Source organism: Roseibium porphyridii (genome assembly GCF_026191725.2).
Classification (GTDB): Bacteria; Pseudomonadota; Alphaproteobacteria; order Rhizobiales; family Stappiaceae; genus Roseibium; species Roseibium porphyridii.
Genome location: NZ_CP120863.1, coordinates 3954361 through 3978852 on the forward strand (window position 1 = coordinate 3954361; position 24492 = coordinate 3978852).

Sequence of the window (24492 nt, forward strand, 5' to 3'; positions counted from 1 at the left end):
TCTTTTCTGGCCGCCGGGTGCTTAACATGGCCAGCCTCCGCCGGTCCAGTGACATTCCCCTTTTCAAAGGGAAACTGCCGCCGACCACGAACAGTTCCGTATGGTTAATTTGTTAACCATCATTTTAGACCGACACTCGATAATACTTGAAATTATTCAGTGTTCGGGAAGCACAGAATCAGATGAACATCTTTCGACTGAAACCGCGACGCGATCAGGACAATATTGCTTTGTCGGACGACTTAGCTCGCGATGAGACCACTGAAATTGAACTTTCGGCTGAAAAAAATGATCCTTCTCACGCCGACCAGATGGGTTTTGTGCTCGACAGCCTTGAGGACGATCTACAAGTCGCAGCCAAGTCGATCGATTCATCAGCACAAAAGGTGCAGAGCCGCCTCGACAGCCAGATGGAAACGCTCGCGACAATTCGCAGCGGCAGTCAGTCGCTCGCCGACCAATCAGCAATTGCCGAGGAAAACGCCACCGGGCTTGCAGCTTCCATCGAAGAGCTGACGGCATCCAGCGGAGAAATCGGCAACCAGGTCGGCGTTTCCAATGAGCTTGCCAATGAAGCCCGGGATGTTGCCGACGAAGTCAATCAAGGCGTTATGGATCTGAAGCAGGCGATTGATGACATTGCGAATGTTGTCAGCCTGATCTCGGACATCGCCAAGCAAACCAACCTTCTGGCTCTCAATGCGACGATTGAGGCTGCCCGGGCCGGTGAAGCAGGAAAAGGCTTCTCCGTTGTGGCAAGCGAGGTCAAAGCCCTGTCGGTTGAAACACAATCGGCGACCGAACAGATCGTTGCCAATATCGATCGGCTCAATCAGTCTGCAGAGCAGAGCTTGGGATCTGTCGGACAGATCATCGACGTGATCGGCAAAATTCGTCCGAGCTTTGCAGCCGTTGAGGAAGCCGTTCAGACCCAGATCGAAACAACAAACGTTATTGGTGGTCAGGCGCACAAGACCGCCGACTTCGTGCAGGAAGTTGTCCACACGGCACAATCCATCACCAATTCCGCGGCGAAGGCAGAGGAAGGTGGTACGCTGGCGCGCGAAACCGGCGTTGAGATGAGTGCTGCAACCCGTTCTCTGCAATCTCGTTTCACAATGATGATCCGTCAAACCGGGATGGGTGACCGCCGACAATCCGACCGATTGCCCGTCAAGATTTCGGGTGCGGTATCAAGTGGCTCAAAGAACGTCCGTATTGAAACGCTTGATATTTCCGAAGGTGGGTTGCTGTTCAAGCCGGATGAAAACAGCAATTTCTCCAAAGGCTTCACGCTACACTTGGACCTGAATGGCATTGGCCAGACCGAAATGAAAATTGTTGCGGTTTCGGAAAGCGGCTGTCATTGCGCATTCAGTGATCCAAATGACGCATTCAAGGCTGGTTTGGCGCGAAAGATCGCGGCCATACATGAAAGTCATGCAGCCGAAGTCGAACGCGCACAATCCGGTGCTGCAAGGATCGCCGCCGCAATGGAAAACCTGCTTGCTGCGCGCACACTTACTCAAGACGATCTTTTTGACACGGTCTACAAACCGATTGCCGGAACCAATCCGCAACAGGTCTCGACACGCGCGCTCGCCAAACTGGAAGACATATTGCCCGAGATCCAGGAAGACATTCTTGAGAGCTGTAAAGGACTGGCCTTTTGCGCCACCGTTGACCGGAATGGCTACCTGCCGGTTCACAACCTTGTCTATTCGAAACCCCAGAACCCGGATGATCCCGTCTGGAACGCGGCCAACTGCAGAAACAAACGCATTTTCGACGATCGTGCCGGTCTGAGCGCTGCGCGCAACACCCGCCCTTTCCTGATCCAGTCCTACGCAAGGGACATGGGTGGCGGCAACATCGTCTGGATGAAGGAAGTCGATGCTCCCATTATCGTGCAAGGTCGACATTGGGGCGGTTTCCGCACTGCCTACAAGCTCTGACACCAATGAGCCCCAAAACGATGTCTCCCATGCCGGTTGATTGGCTTGCAGCATACATGCGAAGCCGTTAGGCATTGGCGTTCTGTAAATCAGCTGAGGGTCTCATGTCTGTTCTGGTGTTTGATTTGGATGGCACATTGGTGTCTTCCATGGAAGATCTTGTTGTCACGCTCAATGTTGTCATGACAGCTGCCGGACATTCAGCCATTCCCCAGGACGATGTCGCACATATGGTTGGTATGGGCGCAAAGGTGCTGATCCAACGGGGTCTGGAGTTTAATGGCGTTGACTGGACGGACGCAGACATCGAACCGCTCTTCGAACACTTCCTGGAACACTATGCGGCGAATATCGCTGTGCACACGCGCCCCTTCGTTGGTGTCGTCACCGCACTTGAGGCCTTTCGGAAGGACGGATGGAAGCTGGCAGTCTGCACCAACAAGGCAGAGCGCCTGACGCTGCCGCTGCTGACAGAGCTGGATCTGTCGCAATATTTCGATGCTGTTGTCGGCGGCGACACCTTTTCCGTTTCAAAGCCGGATGCTGAACCGGTCCACGGTGCAATCAGCAGAGCTGGCGGTACGGTGACCGGCTCGATCATGATCGGAGACAGCGTTACCGACATCAATGCAGCCCGCAATGCCGGTATTCCGGTCATTGCCGTTGATTTCGGCTACACGCCTGTCCCTGTCGAGCAGCTCGGACCCGACAGGATCATTTCCCATTTTGACGAATTGGCGGGCGCTGTTGCGGCCTTGGCCGACACGCCGCCTAGAACGTCCTGATCGCCTCACCTAGCGTTGCTCTGATTTCTTCGCCCCGTTCTTTCAGGGCGGCAATTTCCGTGTCGACCGCCTCGATGCGGGTCTCCGACTCGGCAAGCTTGCGGGCCGTGCGCTTATAAAGATCAGCACCTGTCTGAACGGCAGACAAGTTGGCACGAAGCCGGTCCTGATCTGATGTCTCTTCGTCCTTGCGCGCGCGCAGCAGACTGATCTGTCGCTCGACCTGGGTGATCTCGGACTGCAGTTTCGCCAGTTCCCTCAATTTGGTTGCTGTCTGCCTTTCAGGGGCACGTGAAGCAAGACTGACAAGGGTTTGAGCATCGGTCGTGATCAGCGAATATGTTTCTGAAAGCGTGCGTTGTTCCAACACGGCTGCGGTTTGGGTAGCTCCTTCCAGAACTTCGATCTTTAGCCGATTGTGAGTGGCGGTATCGTCCATATGTTCAGATGAGGAGAACTCCCAGCCCGGTCGTCTGGGGTGTTCGATGACAACCGTGCGCGCATCATCAGGCGCACCTTTGATCGCATAGCGCGTTTCAGCCCGCTGGAGCACAGATGCCGTTAGCAGACCGTTTGCTACCCTGATTGTCGTGATCTGATTGTCGGATTTGGCCGACTGCGCAATTCTGACCTTTTTGTCGGTCGCAAAGCTCGCCATACGGCTCTCACCAGACGGCATGCCATTGATCTGGGCATCGCCGACATATCCTTCGCTTTCGTCATAGACTGTCAAGATGCCTCTGGGCAGACTGGTGTCGGTTTCGTTCTTGATCAAGATTGCGGCAACTGGATGCGGCAATCCGCTTTCGGGCCGAAAAACGGAGACAGTTTCTGCGGAAACGACCTTGTCAACAATCGGAGCTGATAGTGTTTCACCGCTCTCAAGGCTCACAGGCCACGGCAGCGTGAAAGAGGCTGTCACAGCACCTTCACTTGCCTCGCCAACATTGGCGTTGGCCATCTTGCGCGCCATGGGTGCCGTTGCAGGAGCTGCCGCCGACAACGCGGCAATCCTTGAGCGACCGTCAAACATGGCCTCACTTTCCGCCACTTCAATTCTTGGTTCAGCGCCGGTGTCCGCCGGTGGAACATATCCAGCAGAAACGTCGATCGGAACTTCACGTCGCTGTTTCCAATAAAGATCGTGCAAACGCTGTTTGAGAGTGACCGGTGCACCTGAAGACAAGGTGACCGTGACATCCTGCCAATCCTCACCACTGGCGTTCTCCAAAACCGCCCAGGCTTGCAGGCGGGCCGTGTCGTCAGCAAGCGTTACAACGCGGTAGGCCGTTTTCCAGATTGGGGTTGGCACCACATAGGAAACCGCAACTTCGCGAGCCCCCTCACCCGCAACTTTCAGCGCGACAGCGCGTGCGCCGTCGGACTTGCCTCTGCCAACGGCTCCGAGTGCCTTGGCAACTTTCTGCTGTATGTCTTCGTCCAGGAACTGAATTTCCGTGTCGGCTGTCAGATCGACACTTTTGATGCCGCCTATGCTCAGGACAGAAACGACATTGCGCTGCCCGCTGTCTCCTTCGTCCCTTGTGGAAACGCCCAATACCAATCCTTCAACACTGGATCCCGCCTTTTCGATGAGCACATTGGTCCCTTGCAGAGCGGCCAACAAACGGGCTGGTGACTGAAGGTCATCAACCGAAAAGGGAAGGTTTTTAAACGTCTCCGCCAGAGGATTGGGCCCCGGTAACGTGATGCCTTCCACGACTCCCTTCTCATCGAAAACAACAATACTCTTCAGAACATCGTTCACCTGATCGAGCGGCACCGTCATGTTGATCAGACCTGTGCTATCGATATCCGCCTTGCGAACGACTTCCGCCAGGCCACCGGAAGACAGTGTTATGCTGGTAATCGGACCGTTTTCTGCACCAAGGACAACACCTGGAATAGCAATAAAAAAAGCGACAGTTGAAGTAAGTCGAGACAACATGATTGAAAAACTCCGGTCAGACGGCAAGAGGCAAAATCGATAGGCAGACAATACGGCCATTGTGGGAAATCCATGTGCCGCAGATCACCAAATGACACTTACCAAAGCTTGAGTAGCTTCAAGGACGAAGTTCGGTTCAAACACGAGATTTCAAGCTGATCATTCAACGGAAAAATCCTGAAATATCCCAGAAGGGTCATGGTTCACTCGCAACACTGACGACCGATCCTCCTTTCGGGTTATTGTCATATCTGACAATATCACAGAGCAATCAGATGCCGTTTTCCATCTTCGATCAGGCAAATGCTGTCAGAAAATCAACCATGACGCGCATTTTAAGCCAATTCTTCAAGCTTTAAATCGCCGGTACATGGCAAATCTCCAAATGAAAAATTTCAATAATGCTGTTCGTTGCTATTTCTTTTAAACAAGTCCTTTGGATTAACTATGGCCGAAACAGACGAAACAGCAGTACCTGCGGGCACTCAGCTTTCGGATTGCTGCCAGGTGCTGGACGCCAAATTAAACAACTTTATCGCAAACCTGCGCCGCGAAGGTTACGCGTCGGCCGATTTGCCGGAACTGGTTTTTGATCAATTCGGAGACACTTTGGTGAACAAGCCGCATCTGGCGAGCATCGAAGATGAACTGATCCAGGAGTTTCACAATCCGAAAAAGGGTGCATCCGGTCGCAAGTGTGAGCTGGATGTCAAGAATTCAAAATACAATGGCGCAAAAGGCACGGTTACGCTTCTGTCGCCGGTGATCAATTGCAACGGGATCGTAATCGGCATCGACAAGGTTGGGCACTTCTTTCAACTCGGATACACCATTTATAGCCGACTGAATGGGTCAACCAGCGGCGTCGTTTTTGAACACGTTGCAGACGGGGCCGTGAAGGTCTTCAACAACTGGCTGCATTCGCGCACGGGCAAAAGATACAAGGATCCGAGGGGGCACTTTGCGAAGGCAATTCTGACGGCGAAATATCCAAACGCGTTCAAGTTCACTCAGAAGGGCTACAATCAGAACTCCGAGATGAACAGCTTCGGCGCAGCAAACACTGGTGTCTATTCGCAGGCAGATATTTGCGCCAACAATGCGGGAGCCCAGTTTTACAAGGACCTAGAAAAAAGCGTTCCCGGCCAACGCTTCAGCTTCAGCAAATTCGTCACCAAGGACTGGAGCGAAACATACAATCCCAGCCTCTACACTCAAGAACTTGCCGCAACCGTCTGGCCGAATATCCTCGTCATGCGCAACTGGAAAATGACGCTCTTTGATCAGGGGAAAGTGAAATCACAGCTCGTTGAAAACTGTCAGTTTTCCGGAACCGGTACCAGATTCAAAGTTTCTGTCGGTCCCGCTGCCAAAGCCATGGCGAGTGGCTCTTTCGATCTCTCAACCCGCAGAGATTCAAAAGTTGCCAGACAGACCGGCCTGGTGAACGGCATCACGCTCAAGGGAAACATTCAGTTTCAGGGTGAAATGCGCCAGTTCCTGCTCAACTCCATCACGGAAAACAAAATCGAGGGTACTTGGGGACACGGCGCTAACTCGGCCAATGGCGGCGCATGTACAATCGAAACATAGCATTGCGGCGCTGGCCGCGGATCTCTCGGATTTCAAGAAAACTGGGCATAATTTCTTAATCAAATCGTTAAGAAAGACCGCGACTGTAAGCGATCTGTTAAGTTGAAACTTACAGGAAGAACGACTCAGTCACCGGTAGAGCTGAGTGATTGGCGAAATGCCTTTCACAGTCACCGGCCAAGAACCGGCATCACATGTTCATAACCTTCCTCAAATCCATCACGCTGGCGACATGCCTGATAGCGACGCTCGCAATTGTGTTTCCCGCTGAAGCCCGTCAACAGACCGACGCAACTTCAATGGACAAAACGCATGCCGACACGCTTCGTGAGATCTTGCCCATTTGGCCAAACCGCTCTCAGTCTGAAACACCCTTGAGATTTGCGCAAAGCGAAGAACTAAAGCGGCAAAAAGAGCTGCTTGAGCTGCAGCGTCAATGGATACAGCAGGAACGGCAGCGCCTCGAACAACAACGAGCCAACCAGAGAGCACGCGAGCAAAGCCTGCAACAGCGTGAGCTTCAACAGCGTCAAAGGCAAGGCCGGGCGGCGCAGAACCGTCAAAGCTACCAACGCCAGCAATACCGCTCTCAACAATACCGCCGCGTCCGCAACCGCCCCCAACAGTATCGCCGGCAACAATTCCAGAACCAGGGATTTGTGAGGCAGTAAGTCACTGTCTCAGTCAGCACTCATGGCTACAAACAGCCGTGACTTGAGTCGACATCCTATTGCTTTGTCGACAAGTTTGCTCGGCCGTCCCCAAGCCATTTCTCAAAACGCGTCGTTGAATTTTTTCCGACGGAACCTGTCTGGTATTGTCAAAGAGTGATTCCAATCCGGCAGGAAAAATATGGCTACACAAACCGCAAACAACCCCGCTCGGGAAAAGATGCTGAAAGGTTTGTCCTACCAGAAATCAGGTGAAATCGAGAAAGCGCAACGCTGCTATAAGCAGGTCCTAAAGAAGTCCCCAAATCATCCCGACGCCCTTCATTTGCTCGGAGTAACCTACCGTCAACAGGGCTATCCCAAGCGAGCGGTCGAGTACATCCAAAAAGCCATTAAAGCGAACAGCAATCAGGCCCCCTTTTACGCCAACCTGGCACGGGCCATGATGGACATTGGCACGGACCCTGAAAGCCTTCTGGCGGTATGCAACAAAGCATTGTTGCTAAATCCCAAGGAGCGAGAAGCGCGCAACATAAAAGGTATTGCACTCACTCAGCTCAAAGAATTCAACGAAGCAGAAATGATCTTTCAGGAGCTGGTAGTCGAGTATCCCAATTTTTCCGACGTCTACCACAATTTTGGGAACTTGTTGATGGAGGCTGACAAAGCTGAGCACGCCATTAATTTTTTCACGAAAGCTTGCTTACTGGATCCTGACAATTCGAATAATTTCATTCAACGCTCCAGATGTCGAATGAAATTGAAACAGTATGAACCCTCTCAGCTAGAACTATCCGAAGCTCTTGAGAGGTTTCCGGGCGACAGTGAAGTTGAGCATGAAGCTGCGAGGCTGTTGTTTTGCATGAACGAGTCTCGGAAAAGCGTTGAATATGCCCGCAAATCGCTCAACTCTGATCCGAAAAACTATCACAAAGCCATTACATTAGGTGTGAGCCTTTTGATGCTCGGAGAAGAAAAAGAGTCTCTTGAGACGATGAAAATGGCCCAAAGATTGGGGCCCCAGGGTAGCAAAACAATCGAGTGGAACCTTTCGCTGGCGTATCTGGCGAACGGAGATCTTGAAAATGGTTGGGCTCTTCACAAAGCAAGATTTGGCGACCCGTCGTTACAGGTTGCAGATCGGAAATTCGAAGTACCGGAATGGACTGGAGAAGACATCTCAGACAAGACAGTATTGGTCTGGGCGGATCAGGGTCTCGGAGATGCCCTAAGAGCAGGAACTATGCTGCCAGAACTCATTGAAAAGTCTGGCAAAGTGATCATAGAACTTTCTGAAAAAGCCGCCAAGTTCTTCAAATACTCTTTTCCGAGTACTATTTGCCGCATAGCTCAAGTGGACAAAGACCTGAATGCCACTGCATCTGATTTCGATGTGCATACCAACATCAGTGACCTGGTAGAGTTTTTCCGACCGGATTTGGTGTCATTCAAGAATGCAAAGTGCCCAGTTTATTCGTTCGAGAAAGAACGCGCGATTGGCTACTTAAAAAGACTACAAGGTCATGAAAAAAAACCTATAATCGGGTTTTCCTGGAGATCGAGAAATCTTGCTGTAAATCGTGCCCGATTTTACTTGTCAGCGCCAGGGATCGCGCCAGTTCTTGAGTCTCGTGACGCGATTTTCGTCAACTTACAATACCTTCCCGTAGCAAAAGAACTTGAGTTTTTTCGAAGCAAGTTCGGCGACAGGTTTCACAACCTGGAGGATATAGACCTGTTCAACGACCTTCTCGGTGCTGCAGCATTAACTGCTTGCTGTGACCTGGTTGTTTCTGCGAACACAAGTGTTGCTGATATGGCCGGTCTTTTGAACGTTCCATGTATTCGCTTTGGACAACAAGAAGCCAGCTTGCTCCTTGGACAGCAGAATCCGCCATGGTACCCATCCATGACATACATGCACCCCTTCCTAGATCGGCCGTGCGCGGAATTTGTACCGGAAATTATTGCCGCGATGAACCAACACCTGGAAGGCTGGTCGCCAGCCCCTAGAAATGCTCGGCTCGGCCTTTAGAGTAACTCCAGGGTCCATCATCGAAAATTGTCTCAGCCTGGTTTGCGAGCGATCGCAACCAGAGTGTCCGTTCTGTCGATCCTGTTTAATGCAGCCTCATAAGTCGCCGATAGCTCCGGCGTATCAATTAGCGCCAACGGAGACTTGTGCCCTCCTGGTTTTCCAAAGGACAACCAAGTGAGGTGGTTTGAAACTGGATACCTCTGAACGCCTTCGACAGTGATATCGACGAACCCGGAATATGCCAGCAACCTCCTAAGACTTTCTCGGGTGTGAAGAACGAGGTGTTGGCTCCAAAGGGTAAATAACTGAAACGCGTCATTTTGCAGATCTTCCAGGAGGAAATCCCGTGCGTGAGGAACTTCGACAACGACAAGGCCTCCAGGTTTTAACAACCGAAAAATGTCATTCAGAACCAACATGGGTTCTGGCAGGTGTTCCAAAACATGAAAGCTTACTACGGTATCCATGCTGTTTTCGGAGAAGAACTCCAATGACCGTTGGCATGGAATCCCTTCGTTGTTCAGCGCCTCTACATAAGTCTTTTGGAGTTCCACACCTGTGACTGATGCGGCCTCATGTTCAACGCGTCTCAGAAATGCGCCATCACCGCACCCAAAGTCTACTATGTCTCGCCCGCAGATGTATTTTCTGTATGCTTCAGAACGGCGCATAGCGTCCCGCGAGACTTCAAAATCGCGATTTCCTGATTCCGCTAGATTTACGGACCTGTACTTGCCTTCTTCATAGATCTCATCACCACCATAAAAATTATCTATGTAGATCACGCCAGAGTGCCGATCCCTATAGACTGTAATGTCGCTCCGGTCCCTTGTACCATGAGCAAAAACCTCTTTGTTAGCCTCGCTGGCGACCCCAATTTTACTGAGGGTTTGGAAAATACTTGCCGTCATGACACGCCTATCTGAATTTGACATTTGCCGTGATAATCAATTGTGCGTACTGGTTCCGTATTCAACAGCATTGGCGTAGGTTTCTAGTGTGAGCCAATCCCTATGCGTGTCCAAATCGATTTCCGGTGCATCCGGCAAAACAACCGGAACGCTTTTGCCAAAAAACCGTTGCCCAGAGCTCACGAAGCCGTTCATGTCGAGTGCATAAATCGCTCCAGTCTCCCTGTATTCCTTCGACCGGTCCTGGCGCCTCTGGCGCGGCTTCGAGGTGTCATGATTTACACCGACACCGGTCCCGTCTGGATTGATCTTCCAAAGAAATGCATGAACCTCGACCACGGAAAATGCCGTGTCAGCATTACGTTCGTTCCGCTCAATTACTACTTTGTCTATTTCCGCAGGAGTAGTCAGCGGAGAGGTGCATTGAAGAAATACGACTGTTTCTACTTTGGACTGCAAGTCCAGTGCCCTTATTGCATGCAACAGTGCGGCTTCAGATGAAGCCTCATCGCCTGAAATTTCTGCCGGCCTTTTGACGGTTTTTGCGCCGTACTTCTCGGCGATCGACAAGATTGCATCATCGTCGCTAGAAACGATGACATCCGAAATTGACTGCGCTTCCATCGCTGCTCGAATGGAGTGCCCTATTAGGGGTTCCCCAAGAAAAGGTTTGATATTTTTTCCCGGAATTCCCTTGGAACCGCCACGAGCTGGGATTATTGCGACAGCGCGCTTCATTATATTCCCTGTTTTCGTCAATTGGTCGACTCGTGAATAGTTCTAAAGACCTTGCGTGTTCACAGCTGCCTTTTTCAGGTCGTAGATTGCCATACGTCTTGCAATTTCAGGAGCAAGAACTTCAGGTTTCCAGCCAAGAACTTCCTGCGCTTTAGAATTATCACCACGCAAATAGACCACGTCAGACGCTCTGAAATATCTCTGATCGACAAAAGCTATCATTTTACCGGTTTTGCGATCATAACACTTTTCTTCAATGCCTTCTCCTTCGGAGTAAAGATCGAAGCCAAATTCCTGAGCCGCCAAAAATAGAAACTCTCTGACGGTGTATTCCGTGTTTGTTGAGATTACAAAATCGTCCGGACTGCCGTGATCAAGCATTTTGATCATCATGTCGGTGTATTCCGGTGCATATCCCCAATCCCGCACACTGCTCAGATTGCCTAGTGGCATGGCTTCCGCGTTCTGAAGTTTGATACGGGCGAGCCAACTTGTGATCTTGCGCGTCACAAATTCGTATCCACGCAGTTCTGATTCATGGTTGAAGAGAATCCCGGAAGTGGCAAACATATCATAGGCTTGCCGATAATTTACGACAATCGAATGTGCAGCAAGTTTTGACACTGCATATGGGCTCAAAGGATTAAAGGGCGTTTTTTCTGTCTGAGGTTTCTCAAGAACATCCCCATACATTTCTGAAGTCGAAGCCTGATAGAGTTTAGCGTCCAGTTTCAAAAGGCGCATGGCTTCCAGGATATTTAACACGCCCATGTAATTCACATCGGAAGTATAGTGGGGGAACTGGAAGCTGTCGGCGACGAAACTCTGCGCAGCCAAATTGAAAATCAAATCGGGTCGAATTTCATTTAAAATGTTCTGAACGTTGGCAAACTCTGTCACCTCCAAGGTACAGAATTTGATTTTGTCCCTTATCCCCAGTTCCTTGAGACGGCCGGTCTTGGAGGTGCTTCCTCGACGCATTGCCCCCCAAACTTCATCACCGCGGTTCAACAGAGAACGAGCCAAAAAGGCCCCATCTTGTCCAGAAATTCCGGTGATTAGCACTTTAGCCATGCTTCTCTCCTAGCTGCCGAATAGCATTTTCAAATCCATCTCCTTCGGACAAATGACCTTGCCAGACTTCAAGTACTTTACGTCCTGGACCATTGATAAACGAAGTCGGGTCTCCCAGATCACCCTGACCAAACTTTATTCCCTCGCCATCTATCCCGATCGCGTCCGCAATATGAATGTGTTTCGCAAGCGGAATGAGTTCGTCATACCAGTCGCGCCAACTGGCCTTGGCGTAGTTCGCCGATAAAATCAAATGAGACAGATCGAGGCATAGCTCCATTCCAATCTCTTGCAAAATCGCTATGTCGCCTTCATCGCAAAACATGTCCAGAACGTCTGCGCCGCCAAAGTACCATGCAATTTTTGGCAGCCATTGCGGGTAAATTGGAGCACCGCGATTCTGGCCCGCATTGAGCAAAAATGTCTGCAATCTCTCGTATGTCTGGAACTTGCCTTCAGGCCTTAGTCGAGAAAAGCTACCAACAATCGGTACGTTTTCTCCTGTCCGATTTGCTAATTCTATTGCGAGATCAACGCAAGTATCGACAACAGACCGACTCCCCTCTCTGATTCTTACATCTTCACTGAGAGGGTCGATCAGTGTTTTGCTGTCAATGTAATCGGGTATGTGAATAGAATAGTGTCTAGACAAATTGAGTTTCGACAAGCCATCTACCATCGAAAGACGAAATCTCTCAACTTCTTCATATGATAGATGCAGCTCGTTGTTTTTTATTGGAAACCGTTCTTGCAATGCTTGCGCATCATGCAGTCTCAATGGGATCGAAATTTGTTTTTCGTCGCAAAACAATACTAGACTTCTCTGAAGCGGAGGCTTCAGTTCAGTGAAATGCTGCTCTGCAATCGCGCTACCGGCGGCAATCGACCTTTTGACGGTGCCAAGTTCTCGCTGTATCACGCCATCCCAGGTCAGTCCCTTGCGAGGTGCTCGAGTGATCGTATTTTGCAAACTCAATTGTTCGCCAACTTCGATGGCACGAGAAGCATATAGTGATGATCCCAGGTTTTGCATGTTTATGCGTTCACCTTGATTCAGTTCACGTGCCCCTTCCCCCTGCACAGCTTTGAAGAAGTTCAATAGTCGGCACAGTCTGGCAAACTCATCTGGATCAGAACTTGAACTGTCATCAATGCCTCGTCCCTCTTTGTCCAGGGTCAAGTGACGCTCAAACACTGTTGCACCATTTGCTGCGGCTATGAGGCACACTTCCCAATCCAAGTCGTGGCTGGAGTAGCCCACGACTGAATTCGATTTTTCCTTCAAGCTTTTGACAAATGCCATTTGCTGGTTTCCCAGCAACACCGGATAGTTGGAAATGCAGTGAAGATAAATGATGTCGGGGATATTTTTCGTTGCATCGACTGCGCGAAAAATATCCTCTTCGCTATGGCCACCTGTGCTCAGAATTAGAGGCTTGCCTAATGCGGCAAGAGATTTGACCAAGTTTTCGTTGAGTAGCTCTGCAGAGGGAACTTTGAAAAAATCAAACTCAGAAATATTATTGCCAAAATCAAAAGTGTCTTCGAATTTAAAAAAACTAATTCCGGCAGCCATTCCGCTTTGTTTTATTCTAGCTGTAAGCTCAAGAACAACTGATGGAGGCATGTAACATTCGTCGATTTCTCGACTAAGGATCTCGTCGCCTATTTCGTCTGTCGCTTGATAGAACCCATGTTTGCTGCGGTATTGGAACTTCGCTCCCCAAGCACCTGCTTCGCTGGCTATCTTAATTAGTTGCTCTGCGACTTCGGTCGAACCGCGGTGATTGATGCCGAGTTCAGCAATAACTTTCATAAGGTGAAACCCAATTGCGGATGGATCCAGCAAGCGGGCCAGAACCTATCGTGTGAGGCTATTAGAGTATTGCATGGTGTCGACAGTTGAAATTCTTGCAACGTACTTCAATGCTGCCTTCCACAGATATGCGAAAGACATTGCTTGATTTTTTAACTTATTCTGAACCGTTCTGTCTGATCGCGGCTTTTCGCTTCCAGAAGCAAAAAAGGGTCGGAAGACCCGACCCTTAGAAGATTTGCTGATTTTCCAGAGACGTCTATCCCACAAATGCGCGTTCGACGACAAACTCGGCGGGTTTGTTGTTGGCGCCTTCGGTGAGGCCGGCGGCTTCGAGCAGTTGTTTGGTGTCGCGGATCATGTCCATGGAGCCGCAAATCATGCCGCGGTCGACCGCGGGGTCGAGTGCAGGCACGCCGAGATCTTCAAACAGTTTACCTGACTGGATCAGATCGGTAATGCGGCCCTGACGCGGGAAGTCTTCGCGGGTGACAGAGGTGTAATGCACCAGCTTGTCTTTCGCATATTCCCCGATCAGCGGATCGTTGATTGTTTCCTGCACCAGCTCTTCACCGTATTTCAGCTCCGCCACTTCCCGGCAGGTATGGGTCAGAATGACCTGATCGAACTTTTCATATGTATCTGGGTCCCGGATCAGGCTCGCGAAAGGCGCGATCCCCGTGCCGGTGGAAAACATATAGACCCTTTTGCCTGGTACGAGCGCGTCATTGACGAGAGTGCCGGTCGGCTTCTTTTTCATCAACACCGCATCACCCGGCTGAATCTTCTGGAGATGCGAAGTCAGCGGACCGTCCGGAACCTTGATTGAGAAGAACTCCAGTTCTTCGTCCCAGGCAGGGCTGGCAATCGAATAGGCCCGGTAAAGGGGTTTGCCGTCGATCATAAGGCCAATCATGACGAACTCGCCGGAACGAAAGCGAAAGCTCGCCGGGCGGGTCATGCGGAACCGGAAAAGGCGGTCCGTATAATGTTGTACGGTTTTCACTTCCTCAACGAAGACACCCGCCGGAGCGGCAGCTTCAAGGTCAGCGGGTTTGGCAAGTACATTCATTTGAATTGAGGTCCGTAGGTCATCGCACTGGTGGATTTGTGCCCCATGTAGCACCACTCCTACATTGACTTGAAGCAACCCGCATCCACGAAACAGCCAAAATTCAAAAAAAACATTCTAATTTCGTTCAACTTTCAGGGTCCGTGTCCCCTTTTTGAAGAGGTGCAGCCATTTTCGGCTGTGCCAGACATTTCATGATGCCTGCAATGGCACCCCTTCAAGAGACTGTGCCGAGGGGACGGAAGCTGTCGCCCTGCCCTCAAAGCGGCCGGAGAATTTCAACGCCTGAAAAACGGAAAACGTCGCCCCTGCCATCTCCATCTGGCGATCACGTAGTCGATCACAATTTGCAATCATTTGTGACAATTCAACGAATCCGACAGTCAATGTCGTTTTTTATTTGACAGATCAAGACAAATTGAAAAATCTATAGATAAACAAAGATAAACCTCAATAATACCTTCCAACGAGGTGAAGTAAATGTCCGGACGCACACACGAAGAAACAGGTCAGACGATAGCATTCGTTCTGCTGGACCGGTTCTCCATGAACGCATTCGCAAGCGTCATTGAACCACTGCGTATAGCAAATCGGTTGCTTGGTCGGGAGTTTTACGCATGGACGACTTATTCCCTTGACGGGAATTCAGTCGTGGCAAGCAACGGATGCGAGGTTGCAGTAAAAAAATCTATTCGTGAGCTTCACGACGCTGATATTACACTATTGTGTACTGGCATTGACGTGGAACGCTTGCCGCTCGATCCGGATCTCGGCAACAAGCTCAGACGCTTGAATGCCATGGGCCGCACGTTCGGTGCCATCTGCACAGGCGCTTATCTCCTCGCCAGATACAATCTGCTCGATGGCCGGCGCTGCACCATCCATTGGGAGAACCTGCGTTCGCTGCGTGAGGAGTTCCCTGATGTTGAAGTGACATCGGATATCTTTGCAATTGATCGCAATTGCATCACCTGTGCCGGAGGCATGGCATCGCTCGACATGATCCTGAGGCTACTTGCCATCCAGCACGGAGCATATCTTGCTCATGAGGTTGCCGAAGTCGCACTTTACCAGAACATGCGCTCAGGCGAATCTGCGCAGCGCCATGACATTGAGGCACGGACCGGCATCTCCAATGCCAAGATCCTCGACGCCATTCGCATCATGGATCTGCACATCGAAGATCCGCTGAGCTGCCAGCAACTGGCGATGACCGTGAGCCTGTCGCCCCGTCAGCTGGAGCGCCTGTTCCGTCGTCATTTCAATTGCACTCCCGGCCAGTATTATCTGCGTCTGCGTCTGGAAACCGCGCGGGACCTTTTGCGCCGGACAAGCCGTCCGGTGCTGGATGTTGCCCTTGCCTGTGGTTTTGCCTCCACGTCACACTTCACCAAATGCTATCGGGAACGTTTCCTGTGCACACCGACGGAGGAGCGGCAGTCTTATCAATGGGCCAATACCAAATCCACATCCGGTGTCGGAACAGCAACACCCATGAGGCTCGTCGCAAAGTCCTGATGCATGCACATACCGTCTGAACATGAACGCCGCGAAATCGCGGCGTTTTTTGTTACTGCACCAGTCGCCAGACACCGATTGGGATCAGATAGAGGCCAAGCGCCAGAATCGCTGCCAGGACCAAGCGTCTGAATGCTGCCTCGGAGACCTTTTTGCGCACTTTCTGGCCTGCCCAGACCGCAAGCAGCGTCGGTATCACAAGAACTATGGACGCCAGGGTTTCGCGCCCGCTCACCAGTCCAAAGCTGCCGAGAGAGATACCGAGTGCAACCGTTGAAAACAGAAACAAGAGCCCCATAGCCTGGATCAGCTGATCTCTCGGCAACCCAATCGCCTGAAGATACATGACGCCCGGAACAGTGTAGGATCCGGTCAGACCTGAAAAGACCCCGTTGACCAGACCAAGCCCGACACCGGTTGGCACCTCAAGGCGTGCCGGTATTGTCAGAACAACTCCCGCCAGCAATGGCACGGCATAAGCCACCATCAAAATACCCAAGACCAGATCGGCAGCCCCTACCGGAAGACGGGTCAGAACCAGAGTGCCTGCACCGAGAACAAGGACGGCGGCACTCAAAAACGGCCACAAACGCTGGAGCAAAGCCCGCAGGTGACCACCCAAAAGCCCCTGCCAGAGATTTGTCAAAAACGCCGGCCACAGGACCAACACCATCGCCTTTTCAACGCCGACAAAAACGGTCATCAGACCCAGCCCGATTGTCGGCAGGCCAAACCCAACAAGACCTTTGACGAAACCGGCAACCAGGAACGCCGTGATTGAGACCAGTATCAATTCCGGGCTTGCATTCGCCAGTCCGGTCAAGACAAGTCTCCCCGTGTCATTCCTGCCCGCTTGTAGATGTGTTGAAGGCTTTCATCATGTTGGCAGCCTCTCCTGCCTCGACACGTTTTTCCAGCTCCTTTTGAAAGGCACTGATGTGCTTCAGGCAAGGTGACTTCTTTGAAAACATGTAGTGCAAAGAGTTTTCGAGTGCCGGCCATGGCAGCGCTTCGACCTGACCTTCCACCCCGAGATCTTTCAACATCATATCGCCGGCGTGACGGGCTATGACCAGATAATCCGCCTTGCGATCAACAAGGAGTTCCATGTTGGTCGAAAAATCATCAAAGGACTGACGGTTGATGGTCAGGTGTTCTTTTGCAAAATTGTCGAACTCTTCTCCGAAGGTCGCACCAAAAGGTGCCAACCCTTGCAAACCAATCAGCTCATCAAGTGACCCCGGGCGATCTGTCATGTCGGCGCGCACAAAAATTGCTACCGGCTCCTTGATGACAGGAGAGCTAAGAACATAGTTACGAGCCCGATCCTTGGTGTGGTAAGCACCGGCGACCATGTCGATTTCACCGCTCTCGAGTTGAACGAAAACACGTTTCCAGGGCACTTCAGCGCCAAACGCAACATCAACCTGCATCGATCGAAAGATTTCTTGCGCAAGGTCTGGAAAGACACCGCTCAGATTCTCAGCTCCCTCGTGCCTGATCGAGATCGGGAACCAGACATTTGACCCGTTTATTCTGATTTGATCGCAGCTTCGCGTACCTGCAAAACCATTCGGTGTGACCGCCAGGACCGAAACCAAAACCAACGACATACAAGCAGCAGCCCTGCTGCAAAAATTCAGATACATTCGACCACAGCTTTGAAATGTTTGCCCTTAAACATACCAACCAATCAAGCCGCTAGCGGTCCTGCGGTCAATGCAAAAGCGGTAAACGCGGACCCGGTTGCCCAACCAATTGGCGTTGCGTGGCAGGATTGCATAAAAACCATTGTCATAAACACCAATTCAAGCACCCATGTCTGGTCATGGTGTGCTGCGTGATGCTAACCTTTCTCCATGACGTCTTCCTCGATTTTCAAGATGCCGAACCCGGTGGCTCGACATCTCTTTCTGCAAAAACATGGACTTAGCGAACCACCCAGAGGCAGTGGCAAGGGTGAAGACCTGGCTGCATTGATCACGAAACTCGGGTTTACCCAGGTCGACAGCATCAACACCGTCGCACGTGCGCACCACATGATCCTGGCAGCGCGTAGACCCGCTTACAAAGAGAAGAATCTCAAACTTCTGTTGGAACGGGACAGGCTTCTTTTTGAACATTGGACCCATGATGCATCCGTCGTTCCGACACAGTTCTTTCCGCATTGGCGACTGCGCTTCCAGCGAGATCGGGAGGCTTTGATCGGGCGTTGGCGCAACTGGCATGCAAACGGATTTGAAGCCAAGGTCGAGAGCGTTCTCAAGCAAATCAGCGATCACGGTCCGGCAACCTCGGCAACTGTCGGCGAGGATGAAAAACGCAGCAGCGGTGGCTGGTGGGAGTGGCACCCTTCCAAAACCGCTCTGGAATTTCTCTGGCGAACGGGTGAGCTATCAGTCTGCCACCGCGCAGGCTTCCAGAAGGTCTATGATTTGACCGAACGCGTCATACCACATGACAACCTGAACACCCGGTTCGATGCCGAGGAAACCATTGACTGGGCCGCGCGCTCGGCCATGGAACGTCTTGGCTTTGCAACCTCGGGTGAAATTGCGGCTTTCTGGGACCTGATTACTTCTCAAGAAGCCAAGAACTGGTGTCAGAGGGCACATAGCAGTGGCGTTCTGACTGAAGTAGAAGTTGAATGTGCCGACGGGTCCTTCCGGCGTGTGTATGCCTTTCCGGAAACGATTGAGACGCTCGACAGTCTCGAAACACCGCCTTCCCGTGTGCGCGTCCTATCGCCCTTTGACCCGGCGCTCAGAGACCGGAAGCGAAGCGAACGGCTGTTCGGCTTCAACTACAGGATTGAAATTTTCGTTCCGGAAGCCAAGCGCGAATATGGTTATTACGTCTTTCCGGTGCTCGAAGGCTCTCGCCTTATCGGGCGCATTGATATGAAAGCGCTTCGGAACGAAGACAGGCTGCATGTTCGTGCCTATTGGCCGGAGAAAGGTGTTCGCGCCTCAAAGGCTCGAACGGAAAAACTTGCGGCAGAACTCAATCGCATCGCCCGCTTTGCGGGGTGTTCGGAAATCAGCTACGAAACCGACTGGCAAAGGACACGCTAACGGCTCGTCGCGGTCCGATGCTTGCAAGACATTGCTGATTAAGATCTCCCTGCTTTTTGTTGCGTTTTCAGTATTTTCCCTGACAAGAAAGTTAAAAATAAACTAACCAATAAAGTGCATCATTTGCCATCGAGCCACGAGGTTGATGATGCGTTTGCCAGACAAGAAATCGGCTGTGACATGGCCCAAACTCAGTGGACCGCACATCTGTGTGGGGGCTGGACAAAAGGCGATGGATCTTGCGCGCAAAAGCCTTGTTAGTGCCGCGGAGCTTCGTGACGGCAAGCTCAGCAAAGCTGACATCGAGGCCGTGTTTGATTTTCTGTCAGCCTCGCAGGACCTCTTCGACATCTATCGTTCAAATTATGAGGCTTGCGGCCGCATTCACAAGAAGCAGCCATTTGTCGGCGCAAACAAGGACTTCTTCGCAATGTCGGTGCTGAGGTTCCTGTGCTTTGATGTCGTCAGAAAAGTTTTCGAACCACAGATCAAGCGCGCGGATCCTTCTTGGGAAATCGAATTTCTTCAGGCTTTCGCGGCTTATATCTGCCGAACGTCGGATGCTCAATTCATTGACGAATTGTCTGAAGCCTATCGCAAACTTGCCAAGTCTCATGGCAACGAAATTACGGCCATTACCATTGCCAACGACAAGCTCATCAGAGAAATCGTCGGCAGGGCTTCAAAGCAGTTTCCATCAGAACACATTGACTTTGTGAACTTCTCGAATGCCGTGAACAAAGCCCTGTCGGACAAATATGAGACCTACGGACCTTCGCCGATCAAAGTGTCAGAACCTGTGATTGAGCAGTTTTTCAACACATTGAGAGACCCAGAAAAGTCCAATTTCTTTCGTAAGTCGGTCATGTCGTAAGGACAGCTGCTTAAGTTGAAACTCCGAAAACGCAAGTCGCCGACGCATCGTTCTCGAGCGGTTTTGAAAAGAGAACACATTTACTTTAGATTGCATTTTTTTCTTGATCGCCTTTAGCGCGAAATGCATGCTGCATCGCAAAAAGCTGATCGAGTCGAAACATGTCCCGTTTCTTTAACAGTCACCTGCCTGTGCTTGCCATTGTCCTGTTGGCGTTCTGGACCTCAGCCCAGACCGTTTCGTTCGCCTTGTCGGTCGGCAACGTAACGCTCACCTACTCAACAGCTGAAACATCGTCGCTTCCGGGTGCTTCTCGTGACTCGGCCGCAATGCACATGACGTCAGGAACTTCAGAACAGCAAGACAACAGGGCCTGTTTTCTGACCTGCTTTTCCGATACTGACTTTTGTTCAAGCCACTGTTCGGCGACACTGACCATATACCCTGCGGACACGGTTCGCGACTGGAGAATTCAGCGCGCTGTCAGAGACCTGCCGAATGTGCTCGACGGTGTTGAAGTGCCTGTCGACCCCGCACCACCCAAAGCTTTCATCTAACTCCGCCCCCCGGCCAAACCGGGATCTTGTTTAATGAACTCCGGAGTAAGACGAATGTCTTCCAATTCTAAACATGCAAGCGGTTTTGCCGCGCAAATTAAACCTGCCTTTTTCGCCGGACCTGATCATTTGACTGTCCGTCAAAGTGACCAAGTCGCCTTGTTTCTCAGGCTCGGGCTTGGATCCGTTTTTGTTGTCGGTGGCTGGTGGAAACTTCAACGGGCGATCGACGCCAGCAGAGCGAGCGATCTCGTTGAAAAATATACCGCTTCAAACGGCTACATAAATGACTTTTTCCAGTCGTACCTGTTCAGTGGTAACTGGCTGTCCGCCTGGGGGTTCCTGACAGCACTCTCTGCCTTTGAACTCGTCGCGGGAGCAGCGCTTGTAGCCGGCTTTCTTGTCCGGCCCCTTGCTATTGTCTTTGGCCTGATGATGTGGTCGTTCGTTGCCGCCCTTCCCGTTGCAACAGTACCTGGTCAAGACACTTCGGCCAGCACCTTCTTTACCCCGGCGATGATTGTCCAAATCCGTGACATCGGTCTGTCCGGAATGTGTTTCACACTTGCAGTTCTCGGGTCTGGCAGCTGGAGCCTCGATGAACGTTTGACCGGACGGGGAGCCGGCGCACAAGAGGCCGACTGGTCGTCACTTGGCCTGCTGCTTCGTCTCTCGGTCGCCATAGCCTTTCTGGCAGGTGGATTTTTCTATGGCCTAGACCATGTCAAAAGCTGGTCCGGCATGCCCTTGCTGCTCATTCTTGTCGGTTTGATGCTTGCCTCAGGACACGGGGTTCGGATCGCGGCGACTGCAGCATTTTTGATCCTCGTGGTTTATTGCGTCGGCAAGATCAGTTTCGACAAGACGCTTTGGGACAATTTGAACGCCATCAAACGTGAGTTTGCCTTTTTGGCGGCCTCTTTGGTCCTGATCCGCTACGCAGGTGGCGCAGGCTTCAGAGTTTCTGACTTGCTGTCAGCACCGCGAGAAGTGTTTTTCGGAAAACTGCGCAACTGATCATCAGCACACCGAGTGGTTTCAGGATGCTGAAAAGCTTGGGTTTCGCTTCAGAAACAGATGATAAAAAAGGAGACGCCGTCAGTCGGCGTCTCCTCAGATTTGATGCAGACTCCCAGGTTGCACGGCCGAACGAGAACTCAGTTCGAGACATCGGCTCGTTTCGGCTATCCTGAGGACAGACTTTGTTTCAGACCGTCATTCGCGCGTGCACGCACGTCATCAAAACTTGACGATTCATGCAGCTTCCCGTCCCGGTAGACCACTTTCAACTGGTCATCCGCCGGGTCCACTTCGTCAAATTTTCTGGCAACGAGCTGACCGTTTTGGAAGACTACCGCTTGGCGCCCGGCCTTGGAGGCCTTGTTCGGATCGGAAACCGGCATCTTGAAAACGTCCTTCCATTGGCCGTCCTCAGTTTTCATCGCATTTGCTTTCATGGCAAAACGCATCGTGTCCCGATTGACGTGCTGCAGCAGTCCGCCGCCCATGCCAAAGGCGATGTTGTCGAGAGACCAGCGTTTACGGACCATTTCGGCGACAAGCTGTTCGATCGTCGCCAGTGTCATTCCATCACCCTGAATGACCCTGACAGCAGGATTGAGCAACCGTGCTCCCTTGGCGTTTTCCGTACCGCCGTAGCTTTGCCAAAGCGTCTCAAGAACCTTCAGGGGTGTTTCAACAGGACTGCCGGAATCCGGCCTGATGACAACCGTTGCACCAGATGCCAGTACCTGATCCTTCAGGGTACCGCACCAAATATTCCTTACGGCGTTGTGGATGTCATAACTGTCAGAGACAACCGCGACCAACTTGTCCTTTCGCGCAAACTGATCGAGCACGTTGGCGTAAGCAGCCGTCTCCCGCTCAGGGCCCCAGCTTGTCATTGTCGAGTGCTCGGCAGCTGGAATGGAAAAGCCGGCAACCTCTGCATCATAGTATTCCGAGGCAGCCTCCAGGGCTTCCATCGTGTCGGTGCCGGCAAAATTCACAAGATGTGCCATCCCTCCAAGAGCGGCACTTTCGGACGACGAAACACCGCGAGCGCCAAAATCGTGCAACTTGAATGGAATTTGCTGGTCCGGTTCTTCGGATGTCGCCAGCAATCCGCGATAGATGACCTGTTTGCATTTGAAGGACATTGTAGCGACCGTTGAGGGATACCAGACTGCGCGGAGCAGCGCGGTTTCGACCCACGTGGTCAACCAGGGCATGCGGTCATCGGTGTTTTCCAACTGGACCAGCGGCACACCACTTGGCACCAGAGAACCTTCAGGCAGTGCCTTGATTTCCAATGGCAGCAGGCCAGCGTGATCGTCAACGATCTGCTGCCAGCCTTCCCGGTTGAACGGGACGCCGTGTGCCGAACAGATTTGAGCAGCCCGCTCAATGTCCTTGTCCGATATCGGTCGTTGAAGCGCCTTCCTCAAATAGGCCTGTAGGCCGAAGAACAACACATCATCCGAAAATGGATTGGTGCGCGCCTCGACATAGGCCGAGATCTGACGTGCTTCAGGCGGATACTGTCTGAAGTGAGATTGCTTGTAGCTGTCGGTTGCCAACAGTGGATTTGTCATTGTGAACTCCTCACGCGACAAGGTGAACGTGCCAGAGGGGCTCCCCCTCAGGCTTGTGAACGGTCTCGCGTCACAGATCTGCCATCAGATCGATGATGGACCAGTGATCTTCGAAGAACTGCTCGGGTTTCAGATCCCCCAGGCGATGCCAATTCGCCGTTCTGGCGTCATCTCCGCCCGTGACCGAGAACAGCTCACGCCGCTCGGGCAGCCTGAATAGATAGGCATGGGTGATGATGCGGCCACGCAAAGATCTTTCGGGATGGTCGAATACCCGCGTTTTCGCACCATCGATGAAAGAGGCCAGCATCGCGGGTGGTATCTCGCCCTTGTGGTCGCTGATCCTGGTTTCTTCCTTCAGCTCCCGAATAGCCGCGTCGCGAATGCTTTCTCGCGGATCGAGAAAACCTCCAGGCAAAGCCAGCAGCCCCTTGCCAGGCGCTTCACCACGCTCCACCAGCAGAATATTGCCAGACTGTATGACCACAGCATCGACGGTCACAAAGGGACCTCGTCCCCACTCGTCCGGGTAGGCATCCAGAAATTCGGCTTCTTCCAGCAGTTCTCGGAAAGGATCTGACAGAGCAAAGGCTTTCAGCCATTCCGCTACTTCCTCCGACAGGACAGATTGCGAAATCACGGGAATGCGCTGGAAGAGCTGTTTCCTGACAACTGTTGAGGAAAACGTGCCGTATTGGCTCGCAAGCTGAACATTGCCCCACTCGGGAAACAGTTTCAGATAGTAGCTGCTCCGATCCTTGCCATAGCCGGCCAAGGCGATCCGGAGGTCCTGCAATCCATGCAAAACGACCCCGCCCTTGTTGTAGTGCTCAAGAACGGTTTCGTTAACAACGCGTTGCACCTCCGTGCACCACGCTGTGTCGGAATAGGGATGATCCTGAACAGGTTTCAGGACAAGTCGCCCGGTCGTCAATTCGTGTTTGAAGACCTTTGCGAACATGTCTTCGCGCTCGGAATACGTGAACGGATTGCGGGGGGTGCGTGCCTGTCGTGCGGAGCCGATCAGCACGATCAAGGTATCGACCTTTTCAAGCGCCGAGCGGATCACAGCCTCATGGCCGATATGCAGCGGCTGAAAACGGCCGATAAATACACCGTAGTCAAATTTGGACATTCGAGTCTCCCTCGAATTGATGGATGGTCAGTCGAACTCCTCGACTGATCCGATAGTAATACTCATTTTGAGTATATTCAAGATGCAATAAGAATTTTTGGGTAGATTGTCAAAGGAGAGAGAGTTTCAGGCCCAGCTC

The 24492-nt window shown here is 51.8% G+C and carries 20 protein-coding genes; 9 read left to right on the forward strand and 11 right to left on the reverse strand.

The window, feature by feature from the left end:
* The first annotated feature begins 182 nt into the window (after positions 1-182).
* Together K1718_RS18275 and gph are read left to right on the forward strand one after the other, a co-directional pair.
* Positions 183-1955: a methyl-accepting chemotaxis protein gene (locus K1718_RS18275; RefSeq protein WP_265681287.1), complete on the forward strand. Its 1773-nt coding sequence runs from the start codon at positions 183-185 to the stop codon at positions 1953-1955.
* A 104-nt stretch (positions 1956-2059) separates the two neighbouring features.
* Positions 2060-2740 carry a phosphoglycolate phosphatase gene (gph, locus tag K1718_RS18280; protein WP_265681286.1) on the forward strand — a complete coding sequence of 227 codons (681 nt, stop codon included), beginning with the start codon at positions 2060-2062 and terminating at the stop codon, positions 2738-2740.
* Here gph and K1718_RS18285 read toward each other — a convergent pair.
* The gene (locus K1718_RS18285) at positions 2727-4688 is read right to left on the reverse strand and encodes a DUF4139 domain-containing protein (RefSeq protein WP_265681285.1); all 1962 of its coding nucleotides are present in this window, start codon (positions 4686-4688) and stop codon (positions 2727-2729) included. The two genes, gph and K1718_RS18285, sit on opposite strands and share 14 nt — an antisense overlap.
* 447 nt (positions 4689-5135) lie before the next feature.
* Here K1718_RS18285 and K1718_RS18290 point away from each other — a divergent pair, with 447 nt between their 5' ends.
* On the forward strand, positions 5136-6281 hold the full coding sequence (locus K1718_RS18290; RefSeq protein WP_265681284.1) for a hypothetical protein: 1146 nt from the start codon (positions 5136-5138) through the stop codon (positions 6279-6281).
* A 398-nt stretch (positions 6282-6679) separates the two neighbouring features.
* Here the strand turns inward: K1718_RS18290 and K1718_RS18295 are convergent, their stop codons facing one another.
* A complete protein-coding gene (locus K1718_RS18295) occupies positions 6680-6919 on the reverse strand; it encodes a hypothetical protein (protein WP_285806024.1) in 240 nt (79 codons plus the stop codon).
* 214 nt (positions 6920-7133) lie between these two features.
* Here K1718_RS18295 and K1718_RS18300 point away from each other — a divergent pair, with 214 nt between their 5' ends.
* Positions 7134-8987, forward strand: coding sequence for a tetratricopeptide repeat protein (locus tag K1718_RS18300; protein WP_265681282.1), 1854 nt, complete (start codon positions 7134-7136; stop codon positions 8985-8987).
* Between the two features lie 32 nt (positions 8988-9019).
* On the opposite strand, the gene K1718_RS18305 is transcribed toward K1718_RS18300, so the two are convergent.
* From K1718_RS18305 to K1718_RS18325, 5 genes are all read right to left on the reverse strand, one after another.
* Positions 9020-9901, reverse strand: a complete 882-nt coding sequence (locus K1718_RS18305) for a class I SAM-dependent methyltransferase (RefSeq protein ID WP_265681281.1) — start codon at positions 9899-9901, stop codon at positions 9020-9022.
* Between the two features lie 36 nt (positions 9902-9937).
* The gene (locus tag K1718_RS18310) at positions 9938-10639 is read right to left on the reverse strand and encodes an acylneuraminate cytidylyltransferase family protein (RefSeq protein WP_265681280.1); all 702 of its coding nucleotides are present in this window, start codon (positions 10637-10639) and stop codon (positions 9938-9940) included.
* 42 nt (positions 10640-10681) lie between these two features.
* Entirely contained in the window at positions 10682-11713 is a 1032-nt protein-coding gene (locus tag K1718_RS18315; RefSeq protein WP_265681279.1) for a GDP-mannose 4,6-dehydratase, read from the reverse strand.
* Positions 11706-13529 carry an N-acetylneuraminate synthase family protein gene (locus K1718_RS18320; RefSeq protein WP_265681278.1) on the reverse strand — a complete coding sequence of 608 codons (1824 nt, stop codon included), beginning with the start codon at positions 13527-13529 and terminating at the stop codon, positions 11706-11708. Before K1718_RS18320 ends, K1718_RS18315 begins: the two co-directional genes overlap by 8 nt.
* A gap of 259 nt (positions 13530-13788) precedes the next feature.
* Positions 13789-14601, reverse strand: coding sequence for a ferredoxin--NADP reductase (locus K1718_RS18325; RefSeq protein WP_265681277.1), 813 nt, complete (start codon positions 14599-14601; stop codon positions 13789-13791).
* A gap of 480 nt (positions 14602-15081) precedes the next feature.
* Between K1718_RS18325 and K1718_RS18330 the strand changes: the two genes are divergently transcribed.
* On the forward strand, positions 15082-16119 hold the full coding sequence (locus K1718_RS18330; protein WP_152502332.1) for a GlxA family transcriptional regulator: 1038 nt from the start codon (positions 15082-15084) through the stop codon (positions 16117-16119).
* Positions 16120-16171: 52 nt separating this feature from the next.
* On the opposite strand, the gene K1718_RS18335 is transcribed toward K1718_RS18330, so the two are convergent.
* Complete coding sequence (locus K1718_RS18335) at positions 16172-16942, reverse strand: sulfite exporter TauE/SafE family protein (RefSeq protein ID WP_265681276.1); 771 nt, start codon at positions 16940-16942, stop codon at positions 16172-16174.
* Between the two features lie 16 nt (positions 16943-16958).
* Positions 16959-17732: a substrate-binding periplasmic protein gene (locus K1718_RS18340; RefSeq protein WP_265681275.1), complete on the reverse strand. Its 774-nt coding sequence runs from the start codon at positions 17730-17732 to the stop codon at positions 16959-16961.
* 246 nt (positions 17733-17978) lie between these two features.
* On the opposite strand from K1718_RS18340, the gene K1718_RS18345 reads away from it, so the two are divergent.
* The 4 genes from K1718_RS18345 to K1718_RS18360 all read left to right on the forward strand — a co-directional run bounded on the left by K1718_RS18345 (position 17979) and on the right by K1718_RS18360 (position 21641).
* Positions 17979-19193, forward strand: coding sequence for a winged helix-turn-helix domain-containing protein (locus K1718_RS18345; protein WP_265681274.1), 1215 nt, complete (start codon positions 17979-17981; stop codon positions 19191-19193).
* 145 nt (positions 19194-19338) lie between these two features.
* The gene (locus tag K1718_RS18350) at positions 19339-20067 is read left to right on the forward strand and encodes a hypothetical protein (protein WP_152502336.1); all 729 of its coding nucleotides are present in this window, start codon (positions 19339-19341) and stop codon (positions 20065-20067) included.
* A 161-nt stretch (positions 20068-20228) separates the two neighbouring features.
* Complete coding sequence (locus K1718_RS18355) at positions 20229-20624, forward strand: hypothetical protein (protein ID WP_265681273.1); 396 nt, start codon at positions 20229-20231, stop codon at positions 20622-20624.
* A gap of 54 nt (positions 20625-20678) precedes the next feature.
* Entirely contained in the window at positions 20679-21641 is a 963-nt protein-coding gene (locus K1718_RS18360) for a DoxX family protein (protein WP_265681272.1), read from the forward strand.
* 167 nt (positions 21642-21808) lie between these two features.
* Here K1718_RS18360 and K1718_RS18365 read toward each other — a convergent pair whose 3' ends face one another.
* Together K1718_RS18365 and K1718_RS18370 are read right to left on the reverse strand one after the other, a co-directional pair.
* Positions 21809-23218 (reverse strand): nicotinate phosphoribosyltransferase, encoded by a 1410-nt coding sequence (locus tag K1718_RS18365; protein WP_265681271.1) that lies wholly within the window; start codon positions 23216-23218, stop codon positions 21809-21811.
* 70 nt (positions 23219-23288) lie between these two features.
* On the reverse strand, positions 23289-24353 hold the full coding sequence (locus tag K1718_RS18370; protein WP_265681270.1) for an NUDIX domain-containing protein: 1065 nt from the start codon (positions 24351-24353) through the stop codon (positions 23289-23291).
* Positions 24354-24492: the final 139 nt, after the last annotated feature.